The sequence below is a fragment of the Methanolobus sp. genome, assembly GCF_016278385.1.
Taxonomy (GTDB): domain Archaea; phylum Halobacteriota; class Methanosarcinia; order Methanosarcinales; family Methanosarcinaceae; genus Methanolobus.
Genome location: NZ_JADQBY010000027.1, coordinates 22,664 through 48,928, shown reverse-complemented (window position 1 = coordinate 48,928; position 26,265 = coordinate 22,664). Strand labels below are relative to the sequence as shown.

Annotated in this window: 27 protein-coding genes; 14 read left to right on the top strand and 13 right to left on the bottom strand. The window is 40.7% G+C overall.

The genetic code is table 11. The features are described from left to right. The first annotated feature begins 498 nt into the window (after positions 1-498). The 3 genes from QZZ23_RS10915 to QZZ23_RS10905 are packed head-to-tail and all read left to right on the top strand — an operon-like array spanning position 499 to position 2,122. On the top strand, positions 499-747 hold the full coding sequence (locus QZZ23_RS10915; protein WP_292469971.1) for a thioredoxin family protein: 249 nt from the start codon (positions 499-501) through the stop codon (positions 745-747). 5 nt (positions 748-752) lie between these two features. Continuing rightward, positions 753-1,667 carry a thioredoxin-disulfide reductase gene (gene trxB, locus QZZ23_RS10910; protein ID WP_292469969.1) on the top strand — a complete coding sequence of 305 codons (915 nt, stop codon included), beginning with the start codon at positions 753-755 and terminating at the stop codon, positions 1,665-1,667. 35 nt (positions 1,668-1,702) lie between these two features. Beyond that, the gene (locus QZZ23_RS10905) at positions 1,703-2,122 is read left to right on the top strand and encodes a DUF2111 domain-containing protein (protein ID WP_292469967.1); all 420 of its coding nucleotides are present in this window, start codon (positions 1,703-1,705) and stop codon (positions 2,120-2,122) included. 9 nt (positions 2,123-2,131) lie between these two features. On the opposite strand, the gene QZZ23_RS10900 is transcribed toward QZZ23_RS10905, so the two are convergent. Further along, complete coding sequence (locus QZZ23_RS10900; RefSeq protein ID WP_292469965.1) at positions 2,132-2,344, bottom strand: hypothetical protein; 213 nt, start codon at positions 2,342-2,344, stop codon at positions 2,132-2,134. A 94-nt stretch (positions 2,345-2,438) separates the two neighbouring features. On the opposite strand from QZZ23_RS10900, the gene larB reads away from it, so the two are divergent. The 6 genes from larB (at position 2,439) to QZZ23_RS10870 (ending at position 8,689) form a co-directional block, all read left to right on the top strand. Beyond that, positions 2,439-3,224 (top strand): nickel pincer cofactor biosynthesis protein LarB, encoded by a 786-nt coding sequence (gene larB / locus QZZ23_RS10895; RefSeq protein ID WP_292469963.1) that lies wholly within the window; start codon positions 2,439-2,441, stop codon positions 3,222-3,224. A 50-nt stretch (positions 3,225-3,274) separates the two neighbouring features. Continuing rightward, positions 3,275-4,459, top strand: coding sequence for a nickel pincer cofactor biosynthesis protein LarC (gene larC, locus QZZ23_RS10890; RefSeq protein WP_292469960.1), 1,185 nt, complete (start codon positions 3,275-3,277; stop codon positions 4,457-4,459). Between the two features lie 99 nt (positions 4,460-4,558). After that, positions 4,559-5,455 carry a serine/threonine-protein kinase RIO2 gene (locus QZZ23_RS10885; protein WP_292469958.1) on the top strand — a complete coding sequence of 299 codons (897 nt, stop codon included), beginning with the start codon at positions 4,559-4,561 and terminating at the stop codon, positions 5,453-5,455. Positions 5,456-5,487: 32 nt separating this feature from the next. Further along, complete coding sequence (locus QZZ23_RS10880) at positions 5,488-7,467, top strand: DUF460 domain-containing protein (RefSeq protein ID WP_292469956.1); 1,980 nt, start codon at positions 5,488-5,490, stop codon at positions 7,465-7,467. Between the two features lie 40 nt (positions 7,468-7,507). Further along, positions 7,508-8,128 (top strand): molybdenum cofactor guanylyltransferase, encoded by a 621-nt coding sequence (locus QZZ23_RS10875; RefSeq protein ID WP_292469953.1) that lies wholly within the window; start codon positions 7,508-7,510, stop codon positions 8,126-8,128. A gap of 27 nt (positions 8,129-8,155) precedes the next feature. After that, positions 8,156-8,689, top strand: a complete 534-nt coding sequence (locus tag QZZ23_RS10870; protein ID WP_292469951.1) for a hypothetical protein — start codon at positions 8,156-8,158, stop codon at positions 8,687-8,689. 87 nt (positions 8,690-8,776) lie between these two features. Here QZZ23_RS10870 and QZZ23_RS10865 read toward each other — a convergent pair whose 3' ends face one another. From QZZ23_RS10865 to QZZ23_RS10845, 5 genes are all read right to left on the bottom strand, one after another. Further along, complete coding sequence (locus QZZ23_RS10865) at positions 8,777-10,048, bottom strand: hypothetical protein (RefSeq protein WP_292469947.1); 1,272 nt, start codon at positions 10,046-10,048, stop codon at positions 8,777-8,779. Between the two features lie 61 nt (positions 10,049-10,109). Then, positions 10,110-10,742 (bottom strand): CDP-alcohol phosphatidyltransferase family protein, encoded by a 633-nt coding sequence (locus tag QZZ23_RS10860; RefSeq protein WP_292469945.1) that lies wholly within the window; start codon positions 10,740-10,742, stop codon positions 10,110-10,112. After that, on the bottom strand, positions 10,742-11,857 hold the full coding sequence (locus tag QZZ23_RS10855) for an aminotransferase class I/II-fold pyridoxal phosphate-dependent enzyme (RefSeq protein WP_292469943.1): 1,116 nt from the start codon (positions 11,855-11,857) through the stop codon (positions 10,742-10,744). Before QZZ23_RS10855 ends, QZZ23_RS10860 begins: the two co-directional genes overlap by 1 nt. Then, complete coding sequence (locus tag QZZ23_RS10850) at positions 11,847-12,839, bottom strand: phosphocholine cytidylyltransferase family protein (RefSeq protein WP_292469941.1); 993 nt, start codon at positions 12,837-12,839, stop codon at positions 11,847-11,849. Before QZZ23_RS10850 ends, QZZ23_RS10855 begins: the two co-directional genes overlap by 11 nt. A gap of 91 nt (positions 12,840-12,930) precedes the next feature. Then, complete coding sequence (locus QZZ23_RS10845; RefSeq protein WP_292469939.1) at positions 12,931-13,776, bottom strand: metallophosphoesterase; 846 nt, start codon at positions 13,774-13,776, stop codon at positions 12,931-12,933. 289 nt (positions 13,777-14,065) lie between these two features. On the opposite strand from QZZ23_RS10845, the gene QZZ23_RS10840 reads away from it, so the two are divergent. Continuing rightward, positions 14,066-14,707, top strand: coding sequence for a tetratricopeptide repeat protein (locus tag QZZ23_RS10840; protein WP_292469937.1), 642 nt, complete (start codon positions 14,066-14,068; stop codon positions 14,705-14,707). Positions 14,708-14,730: 23 nt separating this feature from the next. Here QZZ23_RS10840 and QZZ23_RS10835 read toward each other — a convergent pair whose 3' ends face one another. The 5 genes from QZZ23_RS10835 to QZZ23_RS10815 form a co-directional block, all read right to left on the bottom strand. Beyond that, a complete protein-coding gene (locus tag QZZ23_RS10835; protein WP_292469935.1) occupies positions 14,731-15,969 on the bottom strand; it encodes an MBL fold metallo-hydrolase in 1,239 nt (412 codons plus the stop codon). Between the two features lie 16 nt (positions 15,970-15,985). Continuing rightward, complete coding sequence (locus QZZ23_RS10830) at positions 15,986-18,226, bottom strand: DNA topoisomerase I (protein WP_292469933.1); 2,241 nt, start codon at positions 18,224-18,226, stop codon at positions 15,986-15,988. Positions 18,227-18,536: 310 nt separating this feature from the next. Beyond that, positions 18,537-19,034 (bottom strand): ferritin-like domain-containing protein, encoded by a 498-nt coding sequence (locus QZZ23_RS10825; protein WP_292469932.1) that lies wholly within the window; start codon positions 19,032-19,034, stop codon positions 18,537-18,539. Positions 19,035-19,070: 36 nt separating this feature from the next. Next, the gene (locus QZZ23_RS10820; RefSeq protein WP_292469930.1) at positions 19,071-19,745 is read right to left on the bottom strand and encodes a peroxiredoxin; all 675 of its coding nucleotides are present in this window, start codon (positions 19,743-19,745) and stop codon (positions 19,071-19,073) included. Position 19,746: 1 nt separating this feature from the next. Continuing rightward, positions 19,747-20,142, bottom strand: coding sequence for a Fur family transcriptional regulator (locus QZZ23_RS10815; protein ID WP_292469929.1), 396 nt, complete (start codon positions 20,140-20,142; stop codon positions 19,747-19,749). A 242-nt stretch (positions 20,143-20,384) separates the two neighbouring features. Here QZZ23_RS10815 and xth point away from each other — a divergent pair, with 242 nt between their 5' ends. Then, on the top strand, positions 20,385-21,158 hold the full coding sequence (xth, locus tag QZZ23_RS10810; RefSeq protein ID WP_292469926.1) for an exodeoxyribonuclease III: 774 nt from the start codon (positions 20,385-20,387) through the stop codon (positions 21,156-21,158). Between the two features lie 42 nt (positions 21,159-21,200). Here the strand turns inward: xth and QZZ23_RS10805 are convergent, their stop codons facing one another. Continuing rightward, positions 21,201-21,653, bottom strand: a complete 453-nt coding sequence (locus tag QZZ23_RS10805; protein WP_292469924.1) for a TIGR00725 family protein — start codon at positions 21,651-21,653, stop codon at positions 21,201-21,203. Between the two features lie 32 nt (positions 21,654-21,685). Then, complete coding sequence (locus QZZ23_RS10800) at positions 21,686-22,207, bottom strand: DUF367 family protein (protein WP_292469975.1); 522 nt, start codon at positions 22,205-22,207, stop codon at positions 21,686-21,688. 175 nt (positions 22,208-22,382) lie between these two features. Here QZZ23_RS10800 and minD point away from each other — a divergent pair, with 175 nt between their 5' ends. The 3 genes from minD (at position 22,383) to QZZ23_RS10785 (ending at position 26,265) form a co-directional block, all read left to right on the top strand. Then, on the top strand, positions 22,383-23,180 hold the full coding sequence (gene minD / locus QZZ23_RS10795) for a cell division ATPase MinD (RefSeq protein ID WP_292469922.1): 798 nt from the start codon (positions 22,383-22,385) through the stop codon (positions 23,178-23,180). An 84-nt stretch (positions 23,181-23,264) separates the two neighbouring features. After that, positions 23,265-25,349, top strand: coding sequence for a type II/IV secretion system ATPase subunit (locus QZZ23_RS10790; RefSeq protein WP_292469920.1), 2,085 nt, complete (start codon positions 23,265-23,267; stop codon positions 25,347-25,349). After that, a complete protein-coding gene (locus QZZ23_RS10785; protein WP_292469918.1) occupies positions 25,342-26,265 on the top strand; it encodes a type II secretion system F family protein in 924 nt (307 codons plus the stop codon). Before QZZ23_RS10790 ends, QZZ23_RS10785 begins: the two co-directional genes overlap by 8 nt.

Below are 26,265 nucleotides of genomic sequence, written 5' to 3'. Positions count from 1 at the left end.
GAAAATGTTTTGTCTAATTAGAATGGAAGAGGTTGGGAGCTGATTAGATAACCTCGATATCCAATAAGATGCTAGACAATAACATTTAATAGAGAGTAAAGTTTTCCACTCTATTTTTATTTTATTCACATTCTGGATTCATTGCAAAGAAGAACGGTTGTGTAGATTGGTTTTTCACGGACTAGAATAAAGACGTCTGGTATTATTGATATATAAAGTTTGATTCTGATGGGCAGAAAAACCTATGAAGAGGTATGTCAGACTAAGATGGTCTGGGAAGTAAGAGAGCTGCACATTATACTTATTCAAGTTCGAAATTTCCCTGTCCAAGGTCTTTTTGCCCTGTACTTTTCACAAATTCATCTATGATGTTCTTCTTCAAAAGATAGCAGGTCAATGAGACTGGTTAACAGTGAAAACTAACTTTTTACAGTCATTAATTTGATATACTCTACTAACTAATAGAATAATGACCAGTAAAAAGGAGTGTGGAATATAATGGTAAAGGTTACTTTAGTTCATTCTGAATGGTGTCACTTTTGTCCTACTGCAAAGAAAATGTGGCGGGACTTGAAAGAACAGTGCGATTTTGAGTACGAGGAAGTAGAATTGGACACGCCTGAAGGAAAAGAGCTTGCAAAAAAGTTCAAGATCCGTTCAATACCTACAACGATCATTGATGACAAGGTTGCCTTTGTGGGAGTTCCTGACAAAGAAAAGGCAAGCAACGTTTGTGATGCTAGCTGATTGACATGCATGATCTCATTATTATAGGAGGGGGTCCCGCAGGATTAACTGCAGCTATATATGCGGTTCGTTATGGCCTTGATACCCTTGTACTTGAAAAGAACGTTGTTCCTGGACAGATATCTACAGCCGATAAGGTGGAGAATTATCCGGGCTTTTCCTCGATATCAGGAATGGAACTAATGCAAAAATTCAGCGACCATGCAGAAAAGACAGGTGTGAAGGTACAGGTCACTGGTGTGAAAACTGTCAGGGACGCAGGTGACAGAAAAATAGTTGTAACAGATGACGGTGAGCTTGAGGCGCTTGCAGTGATAATTGCAACCGGTGCAAATCCCAGGCATTTGGGAGTTCCCGGTGAGGAACGTCTGCTTACAAAAGGGGTTTCATATTGTGCTACCTGCGATGGTCCATTCTATAGTGGTCTGGAAGTGATCGTTGTAGGCGGTGGTGAGTCTGCGGTTACCGATGCTCTCATACTTTCAGGTATTGCAAGTAAGGTCCACGTGGTGCACAGACGTGATGAGCTACGGGCATGCTCTCTGCTTCAGAAAAGGGCGTTCAGTACAAAGAATGTCAGTTTTATATGGGACACTGAAGTGCAGGAGATCAAGGGCGAGGAACTCGTTGAAAAGGTTGTCCTGAAGAACACGAAGACAAGTGAAATGACCGAGATGGATATTGATGGTGTCTTTATCTATGTAGGCATTGACCCAAACACTGCAATGGTGGATGTTGACAAGACAGATGTAGGGTTTATTGTAACCAATGACCGGATGGAAAGTTCGGTAAGCGGGATATTTGCAGCAGGTGACTGCAGAAGAACTTCCATGTGGCAGGTTGTTACAGCTGTTTCTGATGGTGCGGTAGCAGCTATATCTGCTCATGAATATATTACGTCTGTTAAATTTGATAACTAAATTCTCTTCCATTCAATTAAAAAGGTGAGTCTAAAATGATATGCGATGAAGAATCCAGTGGTGCGTTTTGTCTAAAAATATGCTCTGACTCCACGTCTGATGACCTGGAACCAATAGCAATTGCAATACACTCCCTTCTTGGGATTCCAATAACCATTCGCAGTCTCAACTGTAGAGGGATTCGGATGGAAAGAGGAATGATAATTGACAGGGAATACACCGGTCCGATACTCGAAGAGGTCATCAGGACAAACAACACTATAAGAACCGTGCCTACAGAGGGAATATACAGAGGCAAATCAGTTGTAGTAGCTCCTATCAGGACAATTCAAGGTGAAGCTATCGGTGCAATAGGTGTTGTGGATATTGTTGCAGCCCTTGACATCCTCTCAATGTTCAAGGAATACCCCGGAATAGTTGATGAAGTGGAAGAATCAAGAAGGAAGATGAAATAATAACATATACTATCTAAATTCTTTCATTTTCTGAAATTTAATTGCCTTACTTATCACAAAAGCTACAATAGAAATCGCTACTGCAAGTAATATTACCATCAATAAGTTTCCATTTTCTGCCGCCTTCATCAGGCTATAGAAAAGGAAAACACTCAAAACCATGCCTATTACCAGCAATATAACAGATGGCATGCTGTAAATTTTCCCAAGTAGTCCTTCCATAGTTGGTACAACATTTTATCCATATTATAGTTTTCTATTCGTATCCTCTGTTTACTCTTAAATACCAGTTCATCTAAAATAGACGTGAATAAAAATGGATCTGAAAAGCGTATTAAACAAGCTGAAAAATAACGAAACGGACATGGAAACTGCAGAGTCCCTTATTCGTTCTATGGGGTACGTTCCCGTCACAGATATCGCCAAGATCGATATATTCCGCAAGCATCGTACGGGTATCATGGAAGCGATACTTGCTGAGGGCAAAGACCCAAAGGATGTTGTAGAAATAGCAAAAGCACAGGTAGCCGCAACAGGTAGGGTGCTTATCACCAGACTTGGGGATAAACACAGGGAATTGCTGATCTCAAGTTTTAAAGCTGAAGAACTTGAATGGACTCTTCATTCAACAGCCGCAGTGGTCCATAACGGGACGCCTGCACCCCGAACAGGTGGCGTTGTTGCAATAATCACTGCTGGTACTGCTGATATTGACGTTGCGGAGGAGGCACGGATGGTGGCATCCGAGATGGGGTGCGATACAGTTGCTATTTATGATGTCGGTGTTGCCGGATTTCATAGGCTTATCGGTGAGATGCAGATATTGCAGGACAAAAAACCGGATTCCATTGTCGTGGCTGCCGGAAGGGAAGGTACTCTGCCAACGGTTGTCTCAGGTCTTATGGACGTTCCTGTCATAGGACTGCCTGTATCAACAGGATACGGTGCCGGTGCAAAGGGAGAGGCTGCCCTGTTATCAATGTTGCAATCATGCTCCGTGCTTTCTGTTGTGAATATAGATGCAGGGTTTGTTGCAGGTGCTTTTGCAGCAAGGATAGCCAACAGGGTTGCTGAGGCAAGGAGCCGTAAACCTCAGGAATAATCACTTGTTTAATGTTTACAGTTTGAAATATACAACTTGGAAATGATAATATGAGATCCCTGATATTCGATCCATTCTCAGGTGCAGCCGGAGATATGATACTTGGAAGCCTCATTGACCTTGGAGTCGATGGCTCAAAGATACGTGAGATCATTGAATCCGCAGTTGATGTGTCAGTCTCTCTGAACCGTGCCAATAAGAAAGGCATCGATGCTACTGATGTTCATATACATGTACCACATGAGGAACATTCACGACACTATCATGAGCTTGTAGATATCATCATATCTGCAGGTCTGCCTTCACAGGTTGAAAAGAGTGCCCTTGATGTCTTTGCCATCATGGCAGAAGCCGAGTCTAAAGTACATGGCGAGTCCTTGGAAAAACTCCATTTCCACGAGGTTGGACAAAATGATGCCCTTGCTGATGTTATTGGTTCATGTGCAGCTATCCATGAACTAGGTGCCGATTCAATTTTCTGCACTCCTGTGAATGTAGGTGGTGGCAGGGTAAAAGCCGCACACGGCACCATGGCTGTACCGGCACCTGCAACTCTTGAGATTCTAAGGTCAGGCAATCTTCTTTCATACGGTTCAGGTAACAGGGAATTACTAACTCCTACAGGTGCTGCTTTATTGTCCTATTTTGCAAAGCCCATTGATAATCTTCCCAAAGGCAAGGTCCTTTCTGTAGGTTACGGAGCGGGAGATGCTGATACAGAAGATCCAAATGTATTGCGTACCATGCTCATGGAAGTTGCCGACGTGCTGACAAAGGACCAGATAGAGGTACTGGAAACCAATGTGGATGATGTAACCGGTGAGGTACTGGGAAACCTGTTTGATAAGTTACTTGCCGCAGGAGCACGGGATGTTGCCATCACTCCTACGATAATGAAGAAAGGCAGGTCCGGTCATATTATCAAGGTCATAACAAAGTCACAGAACAGTGAAAGGGTTGCCCGAGAGATTATGAAAGAGACTGGTACCTTGGGGATACGTGTGATTCCTACTGTCCATCGTTTTGTTGCTGACCGCAGGATGGACACGGTAAGCATTCATTTAAAGGGTGAGGAATTCACGGTTGCCGTAAAGATAGCTCAGGACAAGACAGGTGAGATATTGCACATCTCTGCTGAGTATGAGGACTGCCGCAAGGTTGCTGATAAAGTTGGTCTGCCATTGAAGGAAGTTATCAGGCGGGTCGAGGAAGAGGCGTGGGGGAAGTTTGAATAGACTTCCTTCATATTTTATTCGTATTATCTTTTTTGTTTTATCTCTTTATTCTTTGACCTACCACAAACAATCTAAACCATCCCGGCAATTAGAAAGCAAATGATAGACGACGTTGTGAAGTTATTCAACAAAATGGATAGCAAAGACCTGCGCATCCTCACAGGTATTGAGCTTAGCATGAAGCACTTTGAATGGGTGCCGGTGGAGGAGTTACTGAAGTTCACCCGCCTACCGTATTCTTCCCTTGAGTATAAGCTTAAGTTGCTGATAAGGAACAACATGGTCATCGGGACCAACCAGCCATATGAAGGTTATCAGATATACTTCGATGCCTACGATGCCCTTGCTCTTAATGCATTTGTAAAAAAGGGAGTTATCAGTGCAATTGGTGATGAGATTGGTGTTGGAAAGGAATCCGTGGTCCATGAGGCTGTGAGACAACCGGAACTTGGTCTGGGTGATCCCCAGGGTGTCATTCTGAAATTCCATAGAGAAGGCAGGACCAGTTTTAAGAGTATCAAAAGGTCACGCTCTCATCTTGACGGAAAGGATCATTTTTCATGGATATATGCCGCAAGACTTGCTGCACAAAGAGAGGCAGAAGTCATCAGGAAACTATATCCTGATGTGTCGGTTCCAAAGTTAATTGATAGTAATCGTCATGCTCTTGTCATGGAAGTTGCAAAAGGGACTCTTCTCTACAAGACAAAGCTTGCAGAGCCGCAGTGGTTCCTTGATGAGATACTAAGGCAGGTAGCCATAGTCTACGAAAAAGGCTACATACATTCTGATCTTAGCGAGTACAACATATTTGTTATCGATGGCGGAGTGCAGTTCATAGACTGGCCGCAGTCTGTGGAAATAAGCCATCCTCATGCGGATGAGCTGCTTGAAAGGGATGTCTCCAACGTACTCACACATTTTAAGCGCAAATACAATATTAAAATGGATGTGGGTGAAGCCATATCACAAATAAAAAGTGGTATAGAGTCATAGATATATCCTAGTAACAACATAAAATAAACTGTATGCAAAACGGTGTCATATACGGCATTGACATAGCAAAGGGCTCTTCCAGAGCACAGGTAGCTCCCAGATATGCCGTTGCCGTTCTCAAGGATGGCGAAATAAACCATTATACTATGGTCCGGTTACACAGGATATTCCGGATGCTGAACCAAGATCGTCCTGATTACATTGCAGTAGATAACATTTTTGAACTCGCCCCAAATAAAAGGGAACTAATACATTTTCTTGAAAAACTCCCTGAGAATACAAAACTGGTACAGGTCACCGGGGGTATCCGCCAGAAACCGCTGCTTCGGCTGGCCAAGGAACACGGCCTTTCCCTAAATCAGTTCGACCCGAATCAGGAAGCAGAAGCATGTGCAATTCTTGCAAGTCTTGGTGTAGGTGCTGAAGTATCTCTTTTTGAAGATATCACCCGCATAAAAGTAAGTCGTGCCCGTTCCCTTGGCAGAGGTGGATGGAGCCAGAACCGTTACCGCAGAAAAGTACACGGTGCTGTCAGGGAAAAGAGCAGGGAAGTAGAGTACACCCTGCGCAGATTCTCCCGGGAAACTGGATTCACTTTCTCCGAACATATCACTGAAGGTTTCGGTGGTTATGTCCGGGCAGAATATACTGTAAGTGCAAGACGTGAACGTGTACCGGTCAAACCATCTGCAAATGCTGATGTACAGGTCACTGTTAAAAATGTTGAAAGGGATAAGATCCAGTACCTGCCGATCAAAAAAGCAGGACGCAAATATACTATCGTCGGAATTGATCCCGGAACAACAGTAGGAGTTGCCATTCTCTCTCTTGACGGAGAACTGCTTCTTTCTGATAGTACACGTGGTATCTCACACGATGAAGTTGTCAAGTTGATAGCCGACTACGGTAAACCTGCACTGGTAGCCACAGATGTCTATCCTGTTCCGTCAGCCGTTGAAAAGATACGCCGTAGTTTTAAAGCGGTTGCCTGGACTCCCGGAGGGGAGATAAGGTCTGAGGATAAGATTGCAATTGCCCGGGAATTCGGATACTCCAATGATCATGAGCGTGATTCACTCACTGCAGCATTATCTGCATACAAAGCTTACAAAAATGTATTCACAAGGGTTGAGAAGAGAACTCCTAAATATCTTGATGTTGACAATATAAAGTTCCATGTTATCAATGGTGATTCCATAGATGAAGCTATTGAAAAGGTGGCAGCCGAGTCAAAGATACAGGTAAGGATAAAACCGGGACCTGAACCACAAAAAGAAGAGCCTGCAGATGTGGATGAACAAATAAAAAAGCTGCGTAGTGAGATCAGTCAAAGGAATTCCCAGTTAAAACAGCTCAAAGAGTATGTTGCCGAACTGAAATACCAGAGTGGACAAAAGGAAAGACTCATCGAACAACTTGAAATGCACATCAAGAAGGTAAAAAACTCTATTTACCGTCAGGTTAGGCGTGAAAAAGAGATGCAGATAAGGGATAACGAAATCGAACGTCTCAATAAGGAGCTTAGTAAAACAAAAAAAGCCTTGCGTAACCAGCGTAACCAGAACAAACGCCTTAAACAGATACGTAAAAAAGAAGTGCGGGGCGAAGGTCTTCCGGTAAAAGTTATCTCATCATTTACAAGAGAAGCGATACAGCACACAAAGGAGCTGTATGGTATCAAGGAGAATGATGTTATCTATCTGAACGATCCAAGCGGCGGAGGTCCTGTAACTGCATCATTGCTGGTCGAATCTGGAGTAAGGGCAGTTCTCATAAGTGAGGATATGCCACATAGTGCACTGGAATCATTCTATGATGGTGAGGTTCCCGTATTGAAGGATATGCAGATCCAAATCATTGGTGACCTTGCTTCTGTGAATCCTGAAATTCTGGAAAGTGCAATAGGTGTATGGCAAAAAGGGGCTGATGAGCGGCGTAAGGAAAAAGAACATAAGCAGGTCCAGTTCATTCTTGAAGAATACAGAAGTGAACGCAGGAGAGGACTTGCTTAGATAGGGTGCTTGCAGGAAAACGAATGAGAGGTTACAGTTTATGAAAAGGTCTTCACTATTACTGGCAGGTGGTTTAGGAACTCGTCTTGATGGAAGGGAAAAAGCATTGCTGGTATGCCAGGACAGCACTTTGCTACAACGTACTCTGACAGTACTGGAAGATATCTCCGATGAGGTTATAGTGTCACTAAGGGATGATGAACAGGTGCAGCAATTCTCCAAATATATGGGGGATAGGAAAGTTGTAACCGATAAAATTAGGAACGCGGGTCCGCTTGCGGGAATGTTTGCAGGTTTTGAGGAAGCTTGCGGGGACTATGTTTTTACGGTAGCATGTGACATGCCATTTCTCAATGGGCGCTTAATCGATATGATGTTTGATATGGTAGGGAATCATGATGCTTTGATGCCTATTAGTGAGTATGGCAAAAAGGAACCTCTACATTCTGTGTATCGCCGGGACAAGATGCTTGCAGCAATTGAAACTGCCATGGAGGACGGGCACAGGAGCATACTTACTCCGGTATCCTATCTGGAAAATATTTTATATCTGGATGCCGATGCAATGAAAAAAATAGACAAAGACCTTAAAAGTTTTGTCAACATAAATACACCATCAGATATGGTAAAGCTGGATAACCTTAATCCTGATGATGTCTGATTGTTCTGCCGGCAGGGATGTGTCAAAATGATAGATCATGGTATTGTTATAGAAAAAGCTATCTGGAAAATTGCAGATGAGTACGACATTGATATTGAGGTCGTGGAGAATGCGATAAACTTTTCAGAAGAACCACTGGACCTTAATACATTGGTCACAGAAGGTATATTCTGCTTCAGAGGACCGAATGATAATGTTAAATATGACAATGCATCCATCTGTCTTTCCAATAAAATCCTTTCAAACATCGGTGTGGCAAAAGTTCTCATTTCTCTTATGTGCGAGAGAATTAGGAAGTGGGACCATGAAGATATAAATGTCCTGTTGTCACTGCTAAAGAAAGTAGTTACAATAATGGAACTCAATCCTGATGAATATCCGGGTCTTCAGGCATGTAGTATTAACCCCGCTGAACTACCATCTGAGAAGATACCGGAGGACATTGATGACAATTATTATGTATGGGCAATGGACAAAAAAGGTATGTGTCTGGTGGGTATAGATGCCAACAGGCTTATGCATATAGATGATATAAGGAAAAATATTACAGGCAAATGTTAGTGTTGATCATTCATCAAGCCATAAAATTTATTTTTAAGTATTTTTTCTTATATTATTGCTATTTTTCTTTATGTTATACAGGTTTGATTAAAACCATTTAACACCTATTTCTTTCAAATTTTCTTCCATTTTAAAAATCTCATCCATGTTTTGGGCTAACATTATAACAGCAAAATCACCAGATACCGGTAACGAGTCACAACAAAAAGGAAATACAGAGTTTGATTTTTTGCCGTCATATAGTATTGGACCAATACGTTCAATGAGTTCAGGAAATGAACACACTGCTGTTTTCATTTTCATAAACTTCCAGTATGGAATAGGGAATGTCAGTTCTTCAATGTTATCTACTATCATGCCCACATAGGAGGAACCATTAAAACGAGCATTATTTTCAACCGGAAATATACCATCATTCGACACAATGTAATCAATGCCTACTACTCCCCGATAGCCTGATTCAAACATATTGTTTACAATTTCTGCAGATGTTTTGGTAATATAATTTGAAATATCGGGTGAAGTTTTTGCCCCTTTAAGTGTACCAATGTGTATCATGCCTCTTTCGCATATCTGATCTCGCATACCAAGAGAATGCACAGTTCCATTTCTGCTAATTACCCACTGATCATTCGGAGAAGACGATACATTCAGAAAAGGCTCAATAATAACTGTTTTTTCACCGCTGATTGCAATTTCGTGATATATATCTGAAATATCATTGCCTTTTGTTTTGTATAAAGACATGCCTGCTTCGCCTATAGTACCTCGAATTATAACCGTTTCACAGGTTGAGAGATACCCTTCGATAACGTTTTCCATCTCTACGCAATTATTAGTATCTTCAGGATACATGTCAAATAAACTGCCTTCAACAACAGATATGTCCAATTTTCGACATAAGGTCTTAAAAGCGGATTTATCATTATACGTTAGTGTTGCAAGTTCAGTAGCCCCGAAAAGATCAGCTCCAAGGGCCTTTGCAGCTTCGGCCTCCATGCACCCTGAAAACCATGGCACATATATAGGCAGTTTCCCAAGCCGTCTGATTATTTTATTGACTGGTTCAGGATCATTAATGATCAGTTCTGAAAGAGTCATTTCTGGAGAATGAATATTATATTCGGCAATATTATCCGACCCAAGCCCATGAGAACGCAGCCATTTATGATAGTCACGATCCAGTTTTCCACGTAGAACTACCAGATCATCATGGCGTGCAATTGGAAGTGCTCTGTCACATTTTGAATGTACAGATGCATCACGGCGAGGGAACTGAGAGAAAGAATCTGCTCCGTAAACTATTAACTCATCATCATTGTTTGAGATACATTTCCTTAGTGGCTGGTAACCATACATATGGTGTACCTCCTTTTTTAATTATAATCTGATTCAAATAGAATGATATTTGTTCAGAAAATCATATGTAAATAGCTGTCAATCCCATAACGTAAATCAGGAGAACAGAAAACCATTTACTGGAAAACTTTGGGGTTCTGATTGGTGCTACATTAAAGGCAGCTATGATCATTAACAGTGCATATACAGCTATTGTAAAGACCGGCTGGCTGAAATAACTATTAAACAGAAAGATAAAGGCAAGAATAAGGACATTGTTGTCAAGTGCTAATCCCATATATGTCGAGTTATCGACAAGACCGAAAACATTGAAGTAACTCAGCCTTATTACACCAACAGCAACAATTACGAAAGCACCGGGCAGGAACCACGGACTAAAATTTCCATAGCTTAAGAGAAATACAGCGGGGCAAATTCCAAAACTTACTATATCTATCAATGAATCAAGCTGTCCGCCAAAAGCCCGATATTCATCAGTTCGTCCTTTCATCCGCCGGGCAATTAATCCGTCTCCCCAGTCAAAAACAACAGCCCAGAGCATTCCAATTATCGCAATTGACAAATTGCCTAATATAGCATAGTATATACTAAGGACAGCAAACAACAGTCCTGCAAGAGAACAGATATTTGGAAGATCTCTGGCAAAAGCAAGCATTCCTATCTGATGCGATTGCTGCTGATCAGAATCGTTCATCAGAGTGCTTCCACTTTATTTGAGTTAATAACATCTACCAACGATTCAACTAATTTGCAATTTTCTGCTTCAGTACGGCTGGCGATACGAACATAACGGCTGGAATCGGGTAGGGTCTTGTCCAAGCAGTGTTTTATGTACATGTTATGCTCAATGAACAATCTCTTCGTGACTTCAGGACCACTTTGTGCGTGATCTGGGAGGCGACAGAAAATAAAGTTTGCATCAGGTTTATAAACGATTATTCCAGGGATAGTGCACAAGTGTTTATATAGATTATACCTGTCTGTCCGTACCTGCTTACAGCTATCGATAAATTCCTGTCTGTAATCAGGCAATATTCGCAGAAACTCTTCGGCAAATCCGTTAATATTCCATATATGCACGCCTTTTCTTACAGATTCAGCAAATTCTAAATTTGCAGTTAGCATGTACCCGATTCTGAGACCACAGATGCCATAGGCTTTGCTCATGCTTTTAAGGATTGCTATATTTGGATAATGTTCGAGTTCATGTTCCAGAGTTGCCTTATCAGGATCATGCACAAAATCCATGAAGGATTCATCGATGATCAACATACAATCATGGTCTGCAAGTTTTTGTGCAAGAGATATTAGATCGGACTTGGGAACTAATATCGATGTAGGGTTATTAGGTGTTACCACAACAGCAACATCTGCTTTAACTTTGATCGCTTCATCAGCGAATTTGTCTACATCTAATTGAAAAGATGGAAATTCAAGAGGAAATTCAACTACTTTGCCTAATGGTGCTGCATTCACATATTCATTAAAAGATGGTACTGGAACGATCAACTTGCTGGCTATGTGGCCGGATATGATTTTGATAAGTTCGGCAGCACCGTTTCCTACAACGATCCTTTCAGCAGGCTGGTCGATCAGATCACCGATGAGATCGGCAAGAGCATCCTGTGCAATCGGGTAGTTAAGGACAAGGTCATGAATTTTATCTTTTAAAGTTGTAAAAACTGCCTCTGGCGGGAAATACAAATTGTAAAGATAAGAATGATCAATAAAGTCATGGTGATAGTAACCACCATGTTGTCCGGATACGAATTCGTATTTTTCAGTTTGAGTCTTGTAATTATGTTGCATCAGGTATTATTTCTCTTAAATGATTTAGAAAAGGCACTTCCTTTTTTAAAGGATGGGCTTTATGAATTGCCTTTAAATTCAATGGGTTAGACTGGGTCAACGGGCTTAGGCTGGAAAGTGAACGAGTAACCGCTTTTTCTCCATGTTTTTTGCGTGTCAAAAAAAAGGGTCTTGATATTCCAGATATCTTTGGCATGATATTGTAAGGAATTATCGTTTCATATTTGTCTGCTGAAAATAGTTTCTCAGCTTTTGCAAGGTCTGCAATTGTGTCTATTTCGTACCATCGCTTGCCATCAAATGATACTGTTTCAAGAGATAGACTGCCATCAGCTACCATTTCCGCAAAAACGTTTTCATAATAGTCATTTACTTTGCCGGCTGAAATGTACTGACCCAGCCTTTCTTTAATGCTATGCCACGAAGGGAGGGAAAAACTGTAAATATTGACAGTCTTGTATCTTATCTCATCAAGAGGGCCGGCAATACCGCTTTGGAATTTCTTAACATGATGTGATCTACTGGCTGTAACAGTGGAACCATTCATCCATGGTTGCATACATCCAACGGCAATTCGGTCAGGAGAGCACATACCATCCAGAAGGGATTCATCAAAGATGAGGTCGCTTTCAATAAGTAAGAAAGGCTCATTAATAATATCCCGCGCCATCCAGAGTGAATAGATGTTATTGGTGGTCGCGTAAAGGGGACTGAAAATATAATCGATTGTCATACCGCAGGAACGCGTTTCTAAAAAGTCACGAATACATTTTTCCTGATATCCTGTGACAATGACAAGACGTTTGAAGCCTTGTTTTTTCAAATTAATGACAAGTCGTTCAAGTATAGAAGCCTCATGAACCATTGTAAGGCACTTCGGTGTGTCGCTTGTTAGAGGATACAAACGACTGCCCTTGCCAGCTGCCAATAATAATGCGGTTGTTATAACTCCATTATCACTATTGCTGTGATTCGAATTCATTGGAAATCCGATTGGTTGGTATTCATCGTATATATAAGACTGTCAACTGTATTAAAGGAACTTATAAAAGTATTATTTCTGAAAGTCTTCCCTAAAATATTATTTCGTGTTTGAAATGTACCCTCTCCATCTCTGAAAAGATTCGTATCAGATGCATATGCATATCTTCGCTGCCCACATTTTCATAATACAAGAACATGTTATCATCATTGGGATGATTGCTAGAGGATAAACTGCCACACATAGAATGAATAAATGAATGACCTTGGTATAGATCATTGGCTTGCATAATTTCCAGTTCGTGAGTATGACCGCAAAAAACGTATTCGATTTTATGTTTTTGTACAAAATCAATAAGTGCAGCGGAATTTTGTAGGGGAAGCTCATCTGTACCCAAAATAGAATAATGGGTAATCAACAAAAGCAGGTCATATTCTAGCTGTTCAATTTCTTTTGAAACAGCATTTAGCATCTCTTTTTCAACATACCCTTCATCACTATATAGTTCAGCGGTATCGATGCTGAGAATTAATACCTTTTTTCCAGTAATCGAAATAGATTTAATGAAATTCAGATCGGTAAAATTCTCATCAACCTTAGTGATTTCCCGGTTTAAAAAAAGGTTTTTCTTTGTTGTTTTTATTGTTTTGGAGATAGTTATTATCTCGGAGCTATCAATATATTTCCGGAATAGTTCATGGGAGCGCATATTCCTTTTGTCATGATTGCCCAAAGTAGAGATTACATTTTTGCACTTTATTCCTTTTAGGAAACGGCCTGCTTCAGCACATTCATCTTCCATGCCATCTGTTGTATTGTCCCCTGTGTTGATTACGATGTCAGCATCAAACGAATTGATCATATCAAGCAGAATTTGATCGTCTCCATCCCAGTGACGAGGACCGAAATGCATATCCGAAATATGTAATATGTTCATATAATCCTCCTTGATTATAATGTTGTACGTATAAAAATAATACTATACTCTGTTTCCTTATGTTAACTAGGTTTGCATGAAGTAACTTATTTTGGAGATTCTTTTAAGAAAATCATCTCAAATTAGAAATGGAGTTTTAAGAACGAAGTTGATATACTTTTCATAGCGGCCGAATAATTTCGATAACTTAATTAATATGTTATGTACATTAAGGAAAAGTAAAAATTAAGAATATACTGTTTAGACACGATATTATGCTGTGTTATTTATCTTGGAGTTGGTCAGCTGGATGGATCCTGATAAACCGGAAGAATGGTTCAAATTAGCATTTGATGCCGAAGATCCGGAAGAGAAGATTGAGTATTTTTCGCTTATACTGGAGTGTGAGCATCTGGATCCTGAGCTATGGAGCAATGAGGCTATGGCGCTGGTATGGAACAATAAGGGCATAGCGCTTTCTTTTCTGGGACGGGATGAAGAAGCGGTGGAATGCTTCAGGAAGTCTGTTTTTCTTAATAAAAACGATGTTGATGTTTTATGTAATATGGGTGTGGTTCTTTTTAATATTGGTCGATATGAAGAGTCCATTAAATGCTATAACCGGATACTCACCCTTGATCCCAACAATGAAAATGCATGGGTAAACAAAGGGGATATTCTGGAATTGATGGGAAATCATAATGAAGCCATTGAATGCTATAGCAAAGTTCACAAGGAAATAGAACTGGATAATAAATTTGCGATTGTGTGGAACAAAAAAGGACTTGCTTACTTTGGTCTTGGAAAATATGATGATGCAGCGGAATGTTTTACCAGAGTCCTTAAAATAGACCCTGAACATAGTGATGCAATAGAAAATCTGAAGGCTGCAATGGTAAAAGCTAAAAAGGTGAACGATGATATGAAATATCAAAGTTCTTCCTATATGTGAATAAAATTGTCTTATATTTTACTTTATAATGTAAAGCGTTCACCGATTTCAGGTGCGAATGTCTCAACACCTATTTCTTCTTTAATCCAGTCTGCAAATCCTTCGCAGTTATCTCCATGCATCGTGAAGACATGCTCAGTTCCATTGTTGCAGAAAGCCCTTACCATTTCTTTAAGCTCCCTGTCCCCGGAATGGGCGGAAAAATCATATTGTTCTATTTTTGGTTTGAGGTGCTGGATAACTCCGTCATTGTCTATGTTGCCAGTATCCATTGCCATTCTGCCGTTGGTGCCCTCTACCTGATATCCTGTAAGTATTATCTTTGATTTCGGGTCCTTGTACAGTTTGTTGATGTAATAAAGCACAGGTCCACCGTTGAGCATTCCGGCCGTAGTTACAATTACGGAAGATTCAAGGGCTATTTTATTTCTTTTATGGCCAGTTACCAGTGTGGCATTATCAAATGCCTTTTTAAGGTGAGTTGGATTGTGCAGGTATTCAGGATGTTTTGACATGATCTTGTATGCCTGTACACCCATTCCGTCAACGTAAGCCCTGATGCCGTATGCATCCAGAAGCATCAGTATTTCCTGCGTTCTTCCAATAGCAAAGGCAGGAATTATCACACTGCCTCCTATGTTCAGTGTGTCATGAACGGAATCAATGAATTCCTTTTCAATTTCTTTTCTGGGAAGATGTTCATCTCCAAAATACGTGCTTTCAGTTATTAGTATGTCTGAATCAGGGAAGTCAATTGCACCAAGAACCAATCGCGTGTCAGCAGTATTGATATCTCCTGTATAGAACAGGCTTTTATTCTCTTTGTCCCTTACATGGATAGCTGATGCACCGGGTATGTGTCCGGCATTCAGGAACTCAACATCGTATCCATGTACGTTAAATTCAATTCCTGTATCTACCTGTTTTGTTTGATGCGCAAATTTAGAGAGTTCAATGGCGTCATATGCCGGCATCTCTCCTTCTCTTTCTGCAATTCTTAATGTATCCTTTGCAAGCATATATGTAAGATCAAAAGTAGGTGGTGTCATGTAGACATCAGGTTCAAAGTCCATGAGATTTGGAATTGCACCGGAATGGTCTATGTGTGCGTGGGATAGAAGCACAGCATCAGGACGCGACCCATTCAAGGGGTACTTAACGTGTTCTCCGGGAGATACCCCGTAATCCATCATTAGCTTATCATCGACAAGAACTGCCGATCTTCCGACTTCCCTGCATGCACCCTTGAATTCCAATTCCATTTATACTTCACTCCTGTCAATCTATTTCAGATTGCCATTTCTTTAATTTCTTAACAGGTATACTTGTAACTTTCGCAAGTTCTACAGCATCTGCGGTACATAAGTCTTCTACACTGCAAATACCGGCATCAGAAAGTTTTTCCGCAGTAACCTTCCCAATCCCTGATATGTCATTGATCGTCTTCGGACGCTCTTTATTATTGTCAGTGCCTTGTTTTTCTTTCTCCTCTGCTTGCGATTTTTGCCATTCGAGGAAATTACAATGTGGACATCCCAGGTTCCAGGGTCTTTTTCCTGAATTGATGATGCGTATGTGGTACATTCCATGTTCTTCGCACAATTTATCCGTAACCACTACCTGCCCTGAGCGTGGGAGTGGCAATGCGAAATTGCAGTCCGGGTAACCGTCACATCCTATAAATCGTGAACCTCGCTTTGACCTCATTACCATGAGGTTGGACTCACAATTGGAACATACGCCTATGATCTTATCCTCGCGAAGACCGGCACGTAGTGATTCGCTGATATCTTCCTTGTTTATTTCAAGTTCTTTGAATATGAGTCCCAACATTTCCCTGGATTCGTTCAACACTTCATCTTCTGGTATTTTACCTTCTGCTATCCTGTCCATATCAGCTTCAAGTTTGCTTGTCATGTCAGGTTTGGACATTGTTGGTGCGAATGTTTCAAGGGTGTCCACAACTGCAATTGCGGTTTTTGTGGGTTGCAGGGGGTTTCCATGCACATATGCTCTGGAATAGAGTTTGCTGATAATCTCATGGCGTGTTGCTTTGGTACCGAGTCCCATATCTTCCATTATCTTAATGAGTCTGCCCTGGCCGTATCTTCCGGGTGGTTGTGTCTCTTTAGCCTCAACTTCCACTTTGTCCACTTTGAGCTTATCGCCTTCGGTCAGTTCTGGTAACAGTCTGTCCTCAGGTGCATTATAATGATAATACCATCTCCATCCGGGAACAACGAGTCTTGCACCATTTGCTTTGAAATCCTCTCCGTTTATGTCGAATTTCGATTTGATGGTCTCCCATTTTGCAGGGTCGGCAAATGTCGCAAAAAAGCGCCTGACCACGAGTTCGTAAAGTTTCCATTCCTGCTCATTCATTTCTGATTTTTTGGCAAGGGATGCAGGGAAGATAGGTGGATGGTCTGTTGTCTCTTTCTTGCCTTTTGTAGGTACAAGTTCTTCTTTTTCAAGTAATTTGAGTGCGTATTGCTTGAAAGCACCGGTCTTGAATATCTCTATCTGTGCCCTGAGATCAATACTTTCAGGGTAGACTGTGTTATCGGTTCTTGGATATGAGATGAAACCGTTTGTATAAAGTGTCTCAGCAATTCTCATTGCATTAGCCGCTGTAAAACCGATAGAACTCGCAGCACCAATGAATTCGGTAGTGTTAAAAGGCGTTGGTGGTTTGTCTATCTTCTCGGAAGTGGTGAGTTCGATTACAAGAGCATCATCGCCTACTGATACATTTGCCATTGCAGCATCTACTTCTGCTTTCTCCCAGAAACGCTTCGTACGATGTTCTACCTTGAACTGTACTCCGCTTTTACTATCCAGTATTGCTGATAGTTCCCAATATGGTTTCGGGATAAAAGCATCTCTTTCCTTCTCACGCTCCACTATTAGTGAAAGAGTGGGTGACTGTACTCTTCCTACTGAAAGGAACATTTTTCCAAGGCGTCCGGCCGCAAGAGATATGTAACGAGTCATTGAAGCACCCCATACAAGGTCTATGACCTGTCGTGAATGTCCGGCATCTGCCAGGTTGAAGTCAACATTCACAGGGTTTGAAAAAGCATCGTCAATAGCTTTTGGGGTAATGGCACTGTAATGTACACGTTCAAATACCACATCAGGATTGATCTCTCTGATTATGTCAAGGGCTTCAACTCCAATGAGTTCTCCTTCCCTGTCGTAGTCAGTTGCAATGGTTACTTTGGTAGCTGTTTTTCCCAGTTTCTTCAGTGCAGCTACTATTTTTACCTGTGTCGAAGTTGTGATCACATCTGCGTCAATAAGCTCGTTTGCCTCTACTTTTTGCCAGTTGTTGTAGGCTTTGGGGAAATCCAGTTTTACAATGTGTCCACTAAGTCCTATAAATATCTTTGTTCCTTCATCTGATTCATATTCATATGTATCTACTCCGCTTACACGGACCTGTTTTGTCTTCCCGGGAGCCAGGATAGCAGCTATCCTTTTTGCTGCAATGTGCTTTTCTGCTATGATGAGATGCATGTTATCTCCGTGATTTTTGAATAGTCAATAAATGTGTTATTGGATGTTACATTAGATAGTTCTGATCGAAAATCTTTATTTTTATACGGTTATTTAATGACTAAATCTAACAAACATTCTTCTAAATATATCTATCGCAAATCCAAAAGATATGGAAACTTGGATGTATGTAGGAAAAACACTATCAAGTAACAGTATTATGAACTGTCAACATGTGTGCACTGACGCACAGTATCAAAAAAGTAGATGAACATTTCCTATCCCTTTTACCGGGACAGAAAATGACCAATCTTATCCAGCCATTGAATGGTTAATCCATTCTTTGCATAAGTTCGATATCTTCCATGATGGCCTGTAGGTCATCTTCATGCTCGATCTCATCGGTAAGGATCTGTAATACCATTTCGTATGTAACAGGGTCCTTATCCTTGACCTTTCCAAGGATGGAATTGTACACCTGGATAGCACACTGCTCTCCTTTGATGTTCTGCGCAAGTATCTTTTTCACAAAAGGGTCCTCTGGAGATTCGTATCCGCAGTTGCTGAGTTTCTCCCAGTCCATTGGGGAGAGGACAGGTGTTCCACCAAGCTGTAATATCCTGTTGGATACCATATCAGCATGGCGCAGTTCATCTGTGGCATGCTGGAGAAGTTCAGCTACAGTAGCTTCTCTCATTGGTCCTTTGATAACCTTTGCACCAATCCAGTACTGGTAGTATGCCAGCCACTCATCTGCGAGTGCCTTGTTCAGTAAATCTATCAGTTCATTAACATCTAAGTTAAGTATTTCAACGCCTTTTGTTCCCATAATTGGTCACCTCTAAAATATATTTTTGCATCGTACTTAAGACTGTTTCCTGAGGCACATGAACCAGTCAAGGCAGTACTTTCCTTCTTCTTCAGTCTCAACTCTTTCCTTTGCAGATCCGCATGATCCTGGTGGTGGAATGATTACATCGTCACCTGGTTGCCAGTTGGCTGGAGTTGCAATATTCTCCGCATCTGACTTCTGCATTGCCAGAATTAATCTCTTGATCTCATCCATGTTCCTTCCATTGGATAGTGGATAATAGAGAATAGCTCTTACCTTTGCCTTTGGGTCCATCATGAATACTGCTCTTACTGCCTGGGTGTCCGATGCATTTGGTTGTACCATCCCAAACTTCTTTGCAACATCCATTTTAAGATCTTCAATGACAGGGAAATTCACTTCAACGTCTTTCATTCCCTTGTACACGATCTTTTCTTTGATGGTCCTAAGCCATGCAATGTGTGCATAGATACTGTCAATGGAAAGTCCGATTAACTCGGTATTTAATTCCCTGAATTCTTCCTGCATTGTCGCAAATGTCATAAATTCAGTTGTACATACTGGTGTAAAGTCAGCAGGGTGACTGAAAAGAATTACCCACTTCCCTTTGTAATCTTTTGGGAAATTAATTTCTCCCATTGTTGTTTTTGCTTTAAATGACGGTGCATCGTCGCCTATAAGCGGCATTGTTACTATTTCTTCTTCCATATTACTCCATCTCCATGCATTTTTTGCATATCCCGTAAAAATTAGTATCGGATGATTCTATTTTGAAGTCATCTATTTCTTCTGCTATGCTCATGGCATATTGGCTAAGCTCTTCTGATTCGTAGTCTCTTATTTCTCCACATTCTATACAGATTGTGTGATGGTGAGGTATCAGATTGGATTCAAATCTTGAAACCCCTTTTACATTCACCTCCTTTATCAGGCCTTTTTCAGCCAGGAACTTCAGATTACTATAAACTGTAGCCTTGCTGATACGTGTTAATTTTTGTCTTACTCCCTCATAGACATCATCTACAGTAGGATGACCATCAAATTCCCTGAGAAAATCCAGGATCTCAATCCGCTGGTTTGTGTACTTGATGTCTTGTTGTTTCATATTTGTCCCACTTTTTTGTTTTTCATATTTCTCACATCTCATATGTAAGAACAAATCCTAAATAGTAATTATTATTATTTAAGCATTATTCTTATTTAGTATTTAGACCTATTTAGTACTATATATCATGATCGTTCTTAGTAGGAATATGGTTTTTCAGGCTCAGGAAAAATACAAGCTGTTGAGCAAGATACTTAATAGATAAGTTCTCAACTACTCATCAAAGTTCCCGGAGACACAAAATGAGCAACATAAGGATAATTTCATGGAATGTAAATGGTATCAGGGCAGTTCACAAAAAGGGTTTCCTTGATTGGTTTAATGAAGAGGGACCCGATATACTCTGCATCCAGGAAACAAAAGCCCGCAGGGAACAACTTCCTACTGAGATGCTTGAAATTGACGGTTACCTCAATTATTTTTCCTCCGCTGAGAAAAAAGGTTACAGCGGTGTTGCTATTTACACTAAAAAAGAACCGGTTGATATTAAATGTGGATTCGGCATTGATAAGTTTGACAGTGAGGGCCGCATTCAGATAGCTGACTATGGGGACTTTGTCCTTTTCAACATATACTTCCCTAACGGTAAGGCATCCACTGAGAGGCTTGATTATAAAATGGAGTTTTATGATGCTTTCCTTGATTATGCCAATACCCTCAAGTCTAAAGGCAAGAAAATTATCGTATGTGGGGACGTTAACACTGCGCACAAGGAAATAGACCTTGCCCGCCCGAAAGATAACGAAACAGTCTCCGGTTTCCTTCCAGAAGAACGTGCTTGGATTGACAAACTATTAGATAACGGATATGTGGATACTTTAAGAATGTTCAATGAAGGACCGGAGAACTATACTTGGTGGAGTATGAGGACAAGGGCAAGGGAAAGAAATGTTGGATGGAGAATAGATTACTTCTTTGCAAGTGACAATATTAAAAACAATATAAAAGATGCGTTCATTCTGCCTGATGTAATGGGTTCCGACCACTGTCCAATAGGCATCAACCTTGAATTTTAATCTAAAAATAAAATGAATAAACAATAAAATCCAGTTGTATTCTTACATTTCAATGCTGTTAATTGCGATTCTGACAGCATCCTCTGGACATTTTGCTTTAATGGTGCCTTCAATATCCCATTTTGAATCCAGTGTAACTACGGTTTTGCCCATTTTCAGGGAGTGTGCTATTTCCGAAAGCGTGCCAAACTCTCCTCCGACAGCTATTAGTGCATCAGCAGAGCGTGCAATTATGACATTGCGTGCATGTCTCATTTCAGTCACAATTACTATGTCTATAAAAGGATTAGCAGTTTTGCGGCTATCTCCCGGGAGAATCCCAACTGTGGTTCCACCTTCCTTTTTAGCACCGGCAGCCGATGCTTCCATTACCCCTCCATGTCCTCCACAGATAAGTATAGCATTCTTTTTTGCAATCTCAGCGCCTACTTCTTCTGCTATTTGCCTCAAATTTAGATCACATGAGCCTGCACCAATAACTCCTATTTGTATCAATTTCCCACTTCCGATTGTCTCAGCCTGTCAGTTTACATATATTCACTTTGTATCTTTAAGATATCTTTGCTATCTTTTGCTTGTGAGTATTCCTCAAGAGGTTCGTGGTTCAGTTCAATGAACGTGTGCCCCCAGTTGAATTTGGACATGATTTTCTCTGCCTGCTGTTTATTTCCCAGTATGTACAGAGTGGCGGCAAAGGCCTCAACTGATGTGAGTTTGAAAGGCCTTCCAAAATTCACTGGATTTGCAGCAACAAGGTATGGCAGTGCACGGTGTTCAAGTCGCAGTTTCATCAGTTGAGGAAACACCCTTTCAACTTCTTCCCATGAACAGTCAAGGACAGTGATTCCTTTTTTAGTATTATCTGTAGGAGACAGAGCTTTTTCTGCCATTGGGTCAAGAAGTATGGACCCTGAAGGTATTCTATCTATTTTTTCAAAAAGATTCACAAGTCCGAACTTTGCCATTTTCTTGCCAGTGCATTTCTTTGGATCACATTGTTTTGCGTGATAAAGGAAGAGATTAATGTCCTTTTCTTCAGGTAGTGTCATGTGAACAAGATGTTCTCTGATCATATATATTGATAATTGATACATCAAATTTATCAGTATATTATATAGATATGTATTTATATTTATAAGTGATATTTAGTTTAGTATATACTTTAGATGACATGATATTGACAGGTCTTCAACTGGAAAGGAAACTATAATATAGAGGCATTTTATGACAGCAACGACTATTACGATTGTTTCAGGGAAGGGTGGTGTCGGCACAACTACGGCTGCAATTAATCTTAGTGCTGCACTTGCAGGGTTTGCAAAAAAGACTCTTATAATTGATGCTGATATCGGAATGCCCACTATCGGGCTGATGTTGGGATTAGATACTTCAAAAGCGAGCCTTCATGATGTTCTTGCAGGCACTGCAGATTTAAAAGACGCCATTTACGATGGTCCAAATAATCTGCATGTTTTACCGGGAAGCATTTCTCTTCACAGTTTTTTGAACGCAAATACCGACATTATCGGTGAGATCATAGATGGTATAAAAGAAAAATATGATTTTATTGTCATTGATTCTCCCACAGGTATCAACAAAAATTCTATTAATTCCATATCACTTGCAGATGAGCTTATTCTGGTCGTAAACCCGGATATAGTATCCCTTGCCGGTGCAATGAAAATAAAGGCAATTTCTGATAACATGGGAAAACCTTTCCGTGGAGTTTTTCTCAACAGGACAGGTGTTACTCAGAATGAGTTAAGTGCAGAACGAATTGAAACAGCTCTTGGTCTCAAAATACTGGCAACAATAAGGGAAGATAATAACGTGAAGAATTCTCTGGCCTTTAAAGCACCAGTTGTCGTTAAGTATCCAGGTTCCCAGGCAGCAGTTGGCTTCAACAAAGAAGGGGCTGAAATAGCAGGCATAAAAGTATCTGCTGAAACTGTTGGAAGGGAAGCAGGAAAAGATCAGAAAAAGAAGGGGAAGAAATTTTCATTGTCAAAGGACAAGAAATGACCTCGCAATCAAATTCATGATTAGATGCTGTATGGTTAATTTTGAAGAAAATTATATGACCACTAATATTGGGGTTGGTAGTAATTGAATAACATTTCAGGTGACCGAACTGAAGATAAAGATGATGAAAGCGGTCTTCCGGTTGAAACGGTGAGTGTTGATGACAAGGGGCTTTTTTTAGAAAGAGAAGAAGTTCCTCTTTTATATCCGGAAGCCTCGGAAGATGATGGATCTGAAGAAATTAAACCTGACTCTTCTTCAGATATCATAGACTCTTCTGCTATTCCTGTTGAAGGGATTTCAAATGAAAAACAGGATGAAGAAGATGAGAGTACGTTGTTAGATCATGTCTTGGCAGTAGATCAGGATGATTTCATAAATGAACTTGCAGATCTAATCTTGCCGGATGCAGAGCCTGTGAGCATCGAGAGCCTAAAGAGTAGGGTTGATGAAGTCTATATTTCATCTTATAGTGATGCTGTTCCGGATGATAGGGAATCCTTCTGGGAAAAGACCATTTCTGAAATATTGAAAATAGAGCCAATTGAGGACGAATTTGTCATCGATGAAGAAGAAACAGAGTCAGTAATTGATCGCGTCAGTAAACTTTTTTCCAGAAAGAAAGTAAATCTTGATCCTTACAATGTAGTAGACCATGGGCCTATTGTGGATCTTACCATGCCTGTAGACAGTCCTTTTAAGGAAGTTGAGTTATATGAGGTAAATCCTCTTTACGGTTACATCAGAATAGCATATGATCCTGAATCCCATGAATTTCAGTATCAGGCTGTTAAACCGGTTCTTTCCAAAAAAGAACAGGAACTTCTGGATGCTATAAAGTTAAAGTTCGTTGAAACTCTTGACGTAAATCTCAAAAAGGTATCCCGTAAGGATGCAGAAGAGTACCTATCTGAAAATATGTATGAGTATCTGAAAGAATTCCAGATAGATATCTCTCCGAGAAAACGTGAGAGGATCAGATATCATATTGTTCGTGACTATGTGGGCTACGGTATGATAGATGTACTAATGAGGGATCCATACATTGAGGATATTTCATGTGACGGTCCTAATACGCCTATATATATTTACCACAAAGAATACAACTCAATACCTTCAAACATAGAATTCGCTTCTGATGATCAGCTGGATTCATTTGCTATCAGGATTGCTCAAATTTGTGGCAGACACATATCAATTGCAAGACCATTGCTTGATGCTACTATGCCTGATGGTTCACGTATACAGATGACATTAGGCAGAGAAATTACAACTCGTGGAAGTACTTTTACTATAAGAAGATTCAAGGATAATCCAATCACTCCTGCAAATCTGATTGAATTCCATACTTTCTCAACTGCAATGATGGCATACATGTGGCTTGCTGTAGACTCGAGCAAGAGTCTTGTCTTTGCAGGAGGTACTGCTTCAGGTAAGACAACAGCCATGAATGCAGTTTCACTTTTCATCCAGCCGGAAATGAAAATTGTTTCCATTGAAGATACAAGGGAACTTAACCTTACTCATCCTAACTGGATACCTGGTGTTACCAGACAAGCATTCTCCGGAGAGGAAAAAGGTTCCATTGAGATGTATGAACTCTTGAGAGCATCTCTTAGGCAGAGGCCTGAATACATCCTTGTAGGTGAAGTTCGAGGAGCTGAAGCTTATGTTCTTTTCCAGGCAATGTCAACTGGTCACACTACATTTTCAACCATGCACGCTGATTCAGTGCAATCGGTGGTACACAGGCTTGAGAATCCTCCTATTAACGTACCAAGGATTATGATCCAGGCACTTGACCTTGTGGCAATACAGGTACAGGTCAAAGTGGGTGATGAACGTGTCAGGCGTTGCAAGAGTCTTACAGAAATAGTTGGTGTTGATCCAAGAACAGGTGAACTTCTTACCAATGACGTGTTTGTATGGGATGCTTCAAAGGACATGTTCCAGTATTCAGGTAGATCCTATGTTATAGAAAGTGTTATGGAAAGCCGTGGCTGGACTGAAGAAAGAGTTCGTGATGAGTTAAAGCAGCGACAGGATATCCTCGAATGGACCCGTGTAAAGAAGATAACGCATTTCAGGGATTTCACAAAAATTATTGTGGGTTATAGCCGTGAACCGGAAATGATAATGAAAGTTGTAAGGCAGGAATTATATGGTTAATATTTATGAAGTTTTTGCTTACAATCTTTTTGGAAAATACTATGAAAAGAGAAGGCTTGATTTTTTTGGCCTTCGTCATAGTATCCTGAAGAACAGAATGGATGTTAGTTATGATGTCTTCATGTCCAGTGCACTGTTAAGTTCCATTCTGAGTGCTTTTGGTGCTCTTGGTTTCATTTCATTAATTCTTCTGGTGTTTGGTGTCCCAGACGTGAAGGCTACCAGAATCATGTTCCCTGGATGGGTTGAGCCGTTAATTCAGTACAAGCCTATTATTGTAGGTGTAATACTTGGTTTAATGTTCACAATTCTGGTGTTTGTAGTTGTCTACAAGTTGTTCCAGGCATATCCTTCTATAATGGCAGGAGACCGAAAAAGAAGAATTGACAGCATGCTTCCATATGCTGTGAACTACATGTCTGCAATGTCCGGTGCAGGTGTGCTTCCCGTTGATCTTTTCAGATCACTTGCAATAAATGACATTTATGGTGAGATGTCAGTGGAGTGCCGCTATCTGGTACGTGATCTTGAGATACTTGGTCAGGACCTTGTCAGTGCAATGAAGAATCTTGCAGTTACAACTCCTTCCACTTCATTGCAGGACTTCCTGCAGGGTGCAATTACGGTTGTGACGTCTGGTGGTCAGCTTGAGTCCTATTTCAAGATAAAGACGGATCAATATATCATGGAGAATCGTCAGACCCAGAAAGAATTCCTAGAGACATTGGGCCTTATGGGTGAAACCTATGTGACGGCTTTTGTTGCTGGTCCTCTTTTCCTTGTGGTGGTTATATCAATTATGTCAATTATGGGAAATGCACAGATGGCTTTCCTCTATATCATTATTTACGCATTGATACCAATTGGCAGCATAATGTATGTGGTAGTCATCAGTATGCTTACTCCGGAGGCATAA

Coding starts and splice junctions, on each gene's coding strand:
- QZZ23_RS10915 (WP_292469971.1), top strand. CDS start 499: ATGGTAAAGGTTACTTTAGTTCATTCTGAATGGTGTCACTTTTGTCCT.
- trxB (WP_292469969.1), top strand. CDS start 753: ATGCATGATCTCATTATTATAGGAGGGGGTCCCGCAGGATTAACTGCA.
- QZZ23_RS10905 (WP_292469967.1), top strand. CDS start 1,703: ATGATATGCGATGAAGAATCCAGTGGTGCGTTTTGTCTAAAAATATGC.
- QZZ23_RS10900 (WP_292469965.1), bottom strand. CDS start 2,344: ATGGAAGGACTACTTGGGAAAATTTACAGCATGCCATCTGTTATATTG.
- larB (WP_292469963.1), top strand. CDS start 2,439: ATGGATCTGAAAAGCGTATTAAACAAGCTGAAAAATAACGAAACGGAC.
- larC (WP_292469960.1), top strand. CDS start 3,275: ATGAGATCCCTGATATTCGATCCATTCTCAGGTGCAGCCGGAGATATG.
- QZZ23_RS10885 (WP_292469958.1), top strand. CDS start 4,559: ATGATAGACGACGTTGTGAAGTTATTCAACAAAATGGATAGCAAAGAC.
- QZZ23_RS10880 (WP_292469956.1), top strand. CDS start 5,488: ATGCAAAACGGTGTCATATACGGCATTGACATAGCAAAGGGCTCTTCC.
- QZZ23_RS10875 (WP_292469953.1), top strand. CDS start 7,508: ATGAAAAGGTCTTCACTATTACTGGCAGGTGGTTTAGGAACTCGTCTT.
- QZZ23_RS10870 (WP_292469951.1), top strand. CDS start 8,156: ATGATAGATCATGGTATTGTTATAGAAAAAGCTATCTGGAAAATTGCA.
- QZZ23_RS10865 (WP_292469947.1), bottom strand. CDS start 10,048: ATGTATGGTTACCAGCCACTAAGGAAATGTATCTCAAACAATGATGAT.
- QZZ23_RS10860 (WP_292469945.1), bottom strand. CDS start 10,742: ATGAACGATTCTGATCAGCAGCAATCGCATCAGATAGGAATGCTTGCT.
- QZZ23_RS10855 (WP_292469943.1), bottom strand. CDS start 11,857: ATGCAACATAATTACAAGACTCAAACTGAAAAATACGAATTCGTATCC.
- QZZ23_RS10850 (WP_292469941.1), bottom strand. CDS start 12,839: ATGAATTCGAATCACAGCAATAGTGATAATGGAGTTATAACAACCGCA.
- QZZ23_RS10845 (WP_292469939.1), bottom strand. CDS start 13,776: ATGAACATATTACATATTTCGGATATGCATTTCGGTCCTCGTCACTGG.
- QZZ23_RS10840 (WP_292469937.1), top strand. CDS start 14,066: ATGGATCCTGATAAACCGGAAGAATGGTTCAAATTAGCATTTGATGCC.
- QZZ23_RS10835 (WP_292469935.1), bottom strand. CDS start 15,969: ATGGAATTGGAATTCAAGGGTGCATGCAGGGAAGTCGGAAGATCGGCA.
- QZZ23_RS10830 (WP_292469933.1), bottom strand. CDS start 18,226: ATGCATCTCATCATAGCAGAAAAGCACATTGCAGCAAAAAGGATAGCT.
- QZZ23_RS10825 (WP_292469932.1), bottom strand. CDS start 19,034: ATGGGAACAAAAGGCGTTGAAATACTTAACTTAGATGTTAATGAACTG.
- QZZ23_RS10820 (WP_292469930.1), bottom strand. CDS start 19,745: ATGGAAGAAGAAATAGTAACAATGCCGCTTATAGGCGACGATGCACCG.
- QZZ23_RS10815 (WP_292469929.1), bottom strand. CDS start 20,142: ATGAAACAACAAGACATCAAGTACACAAACCAGCGGATTGAGATCCTG.
- xth (WP_292469926.1), top strand. CDS start 20,385: ATGAGCAACATAAGGATAATTTCATGGAATGTAAATGGTATCAGGGCA.
- QZZ23_RS10800 (WP_292469975.1), bottom strand. CDS start 22,207: ATGACACTACCTGAAGAAAAGGACATTAATCTCTTCCTTTATCACGCA.
- minD (WP_292469922.1), top strand. CDS start 22,383: ATGACAGCAACGACTATTACGATTGTTTCAGGGAAGGGTGGTGTCGGC.
- QZZ23_RS10785 (WP_292469918.1), top strand. CDS start 25,342: ATGGTTAATATTTATGAAGTTTTTGCTTACAATCTTTTTGGAAAATAC.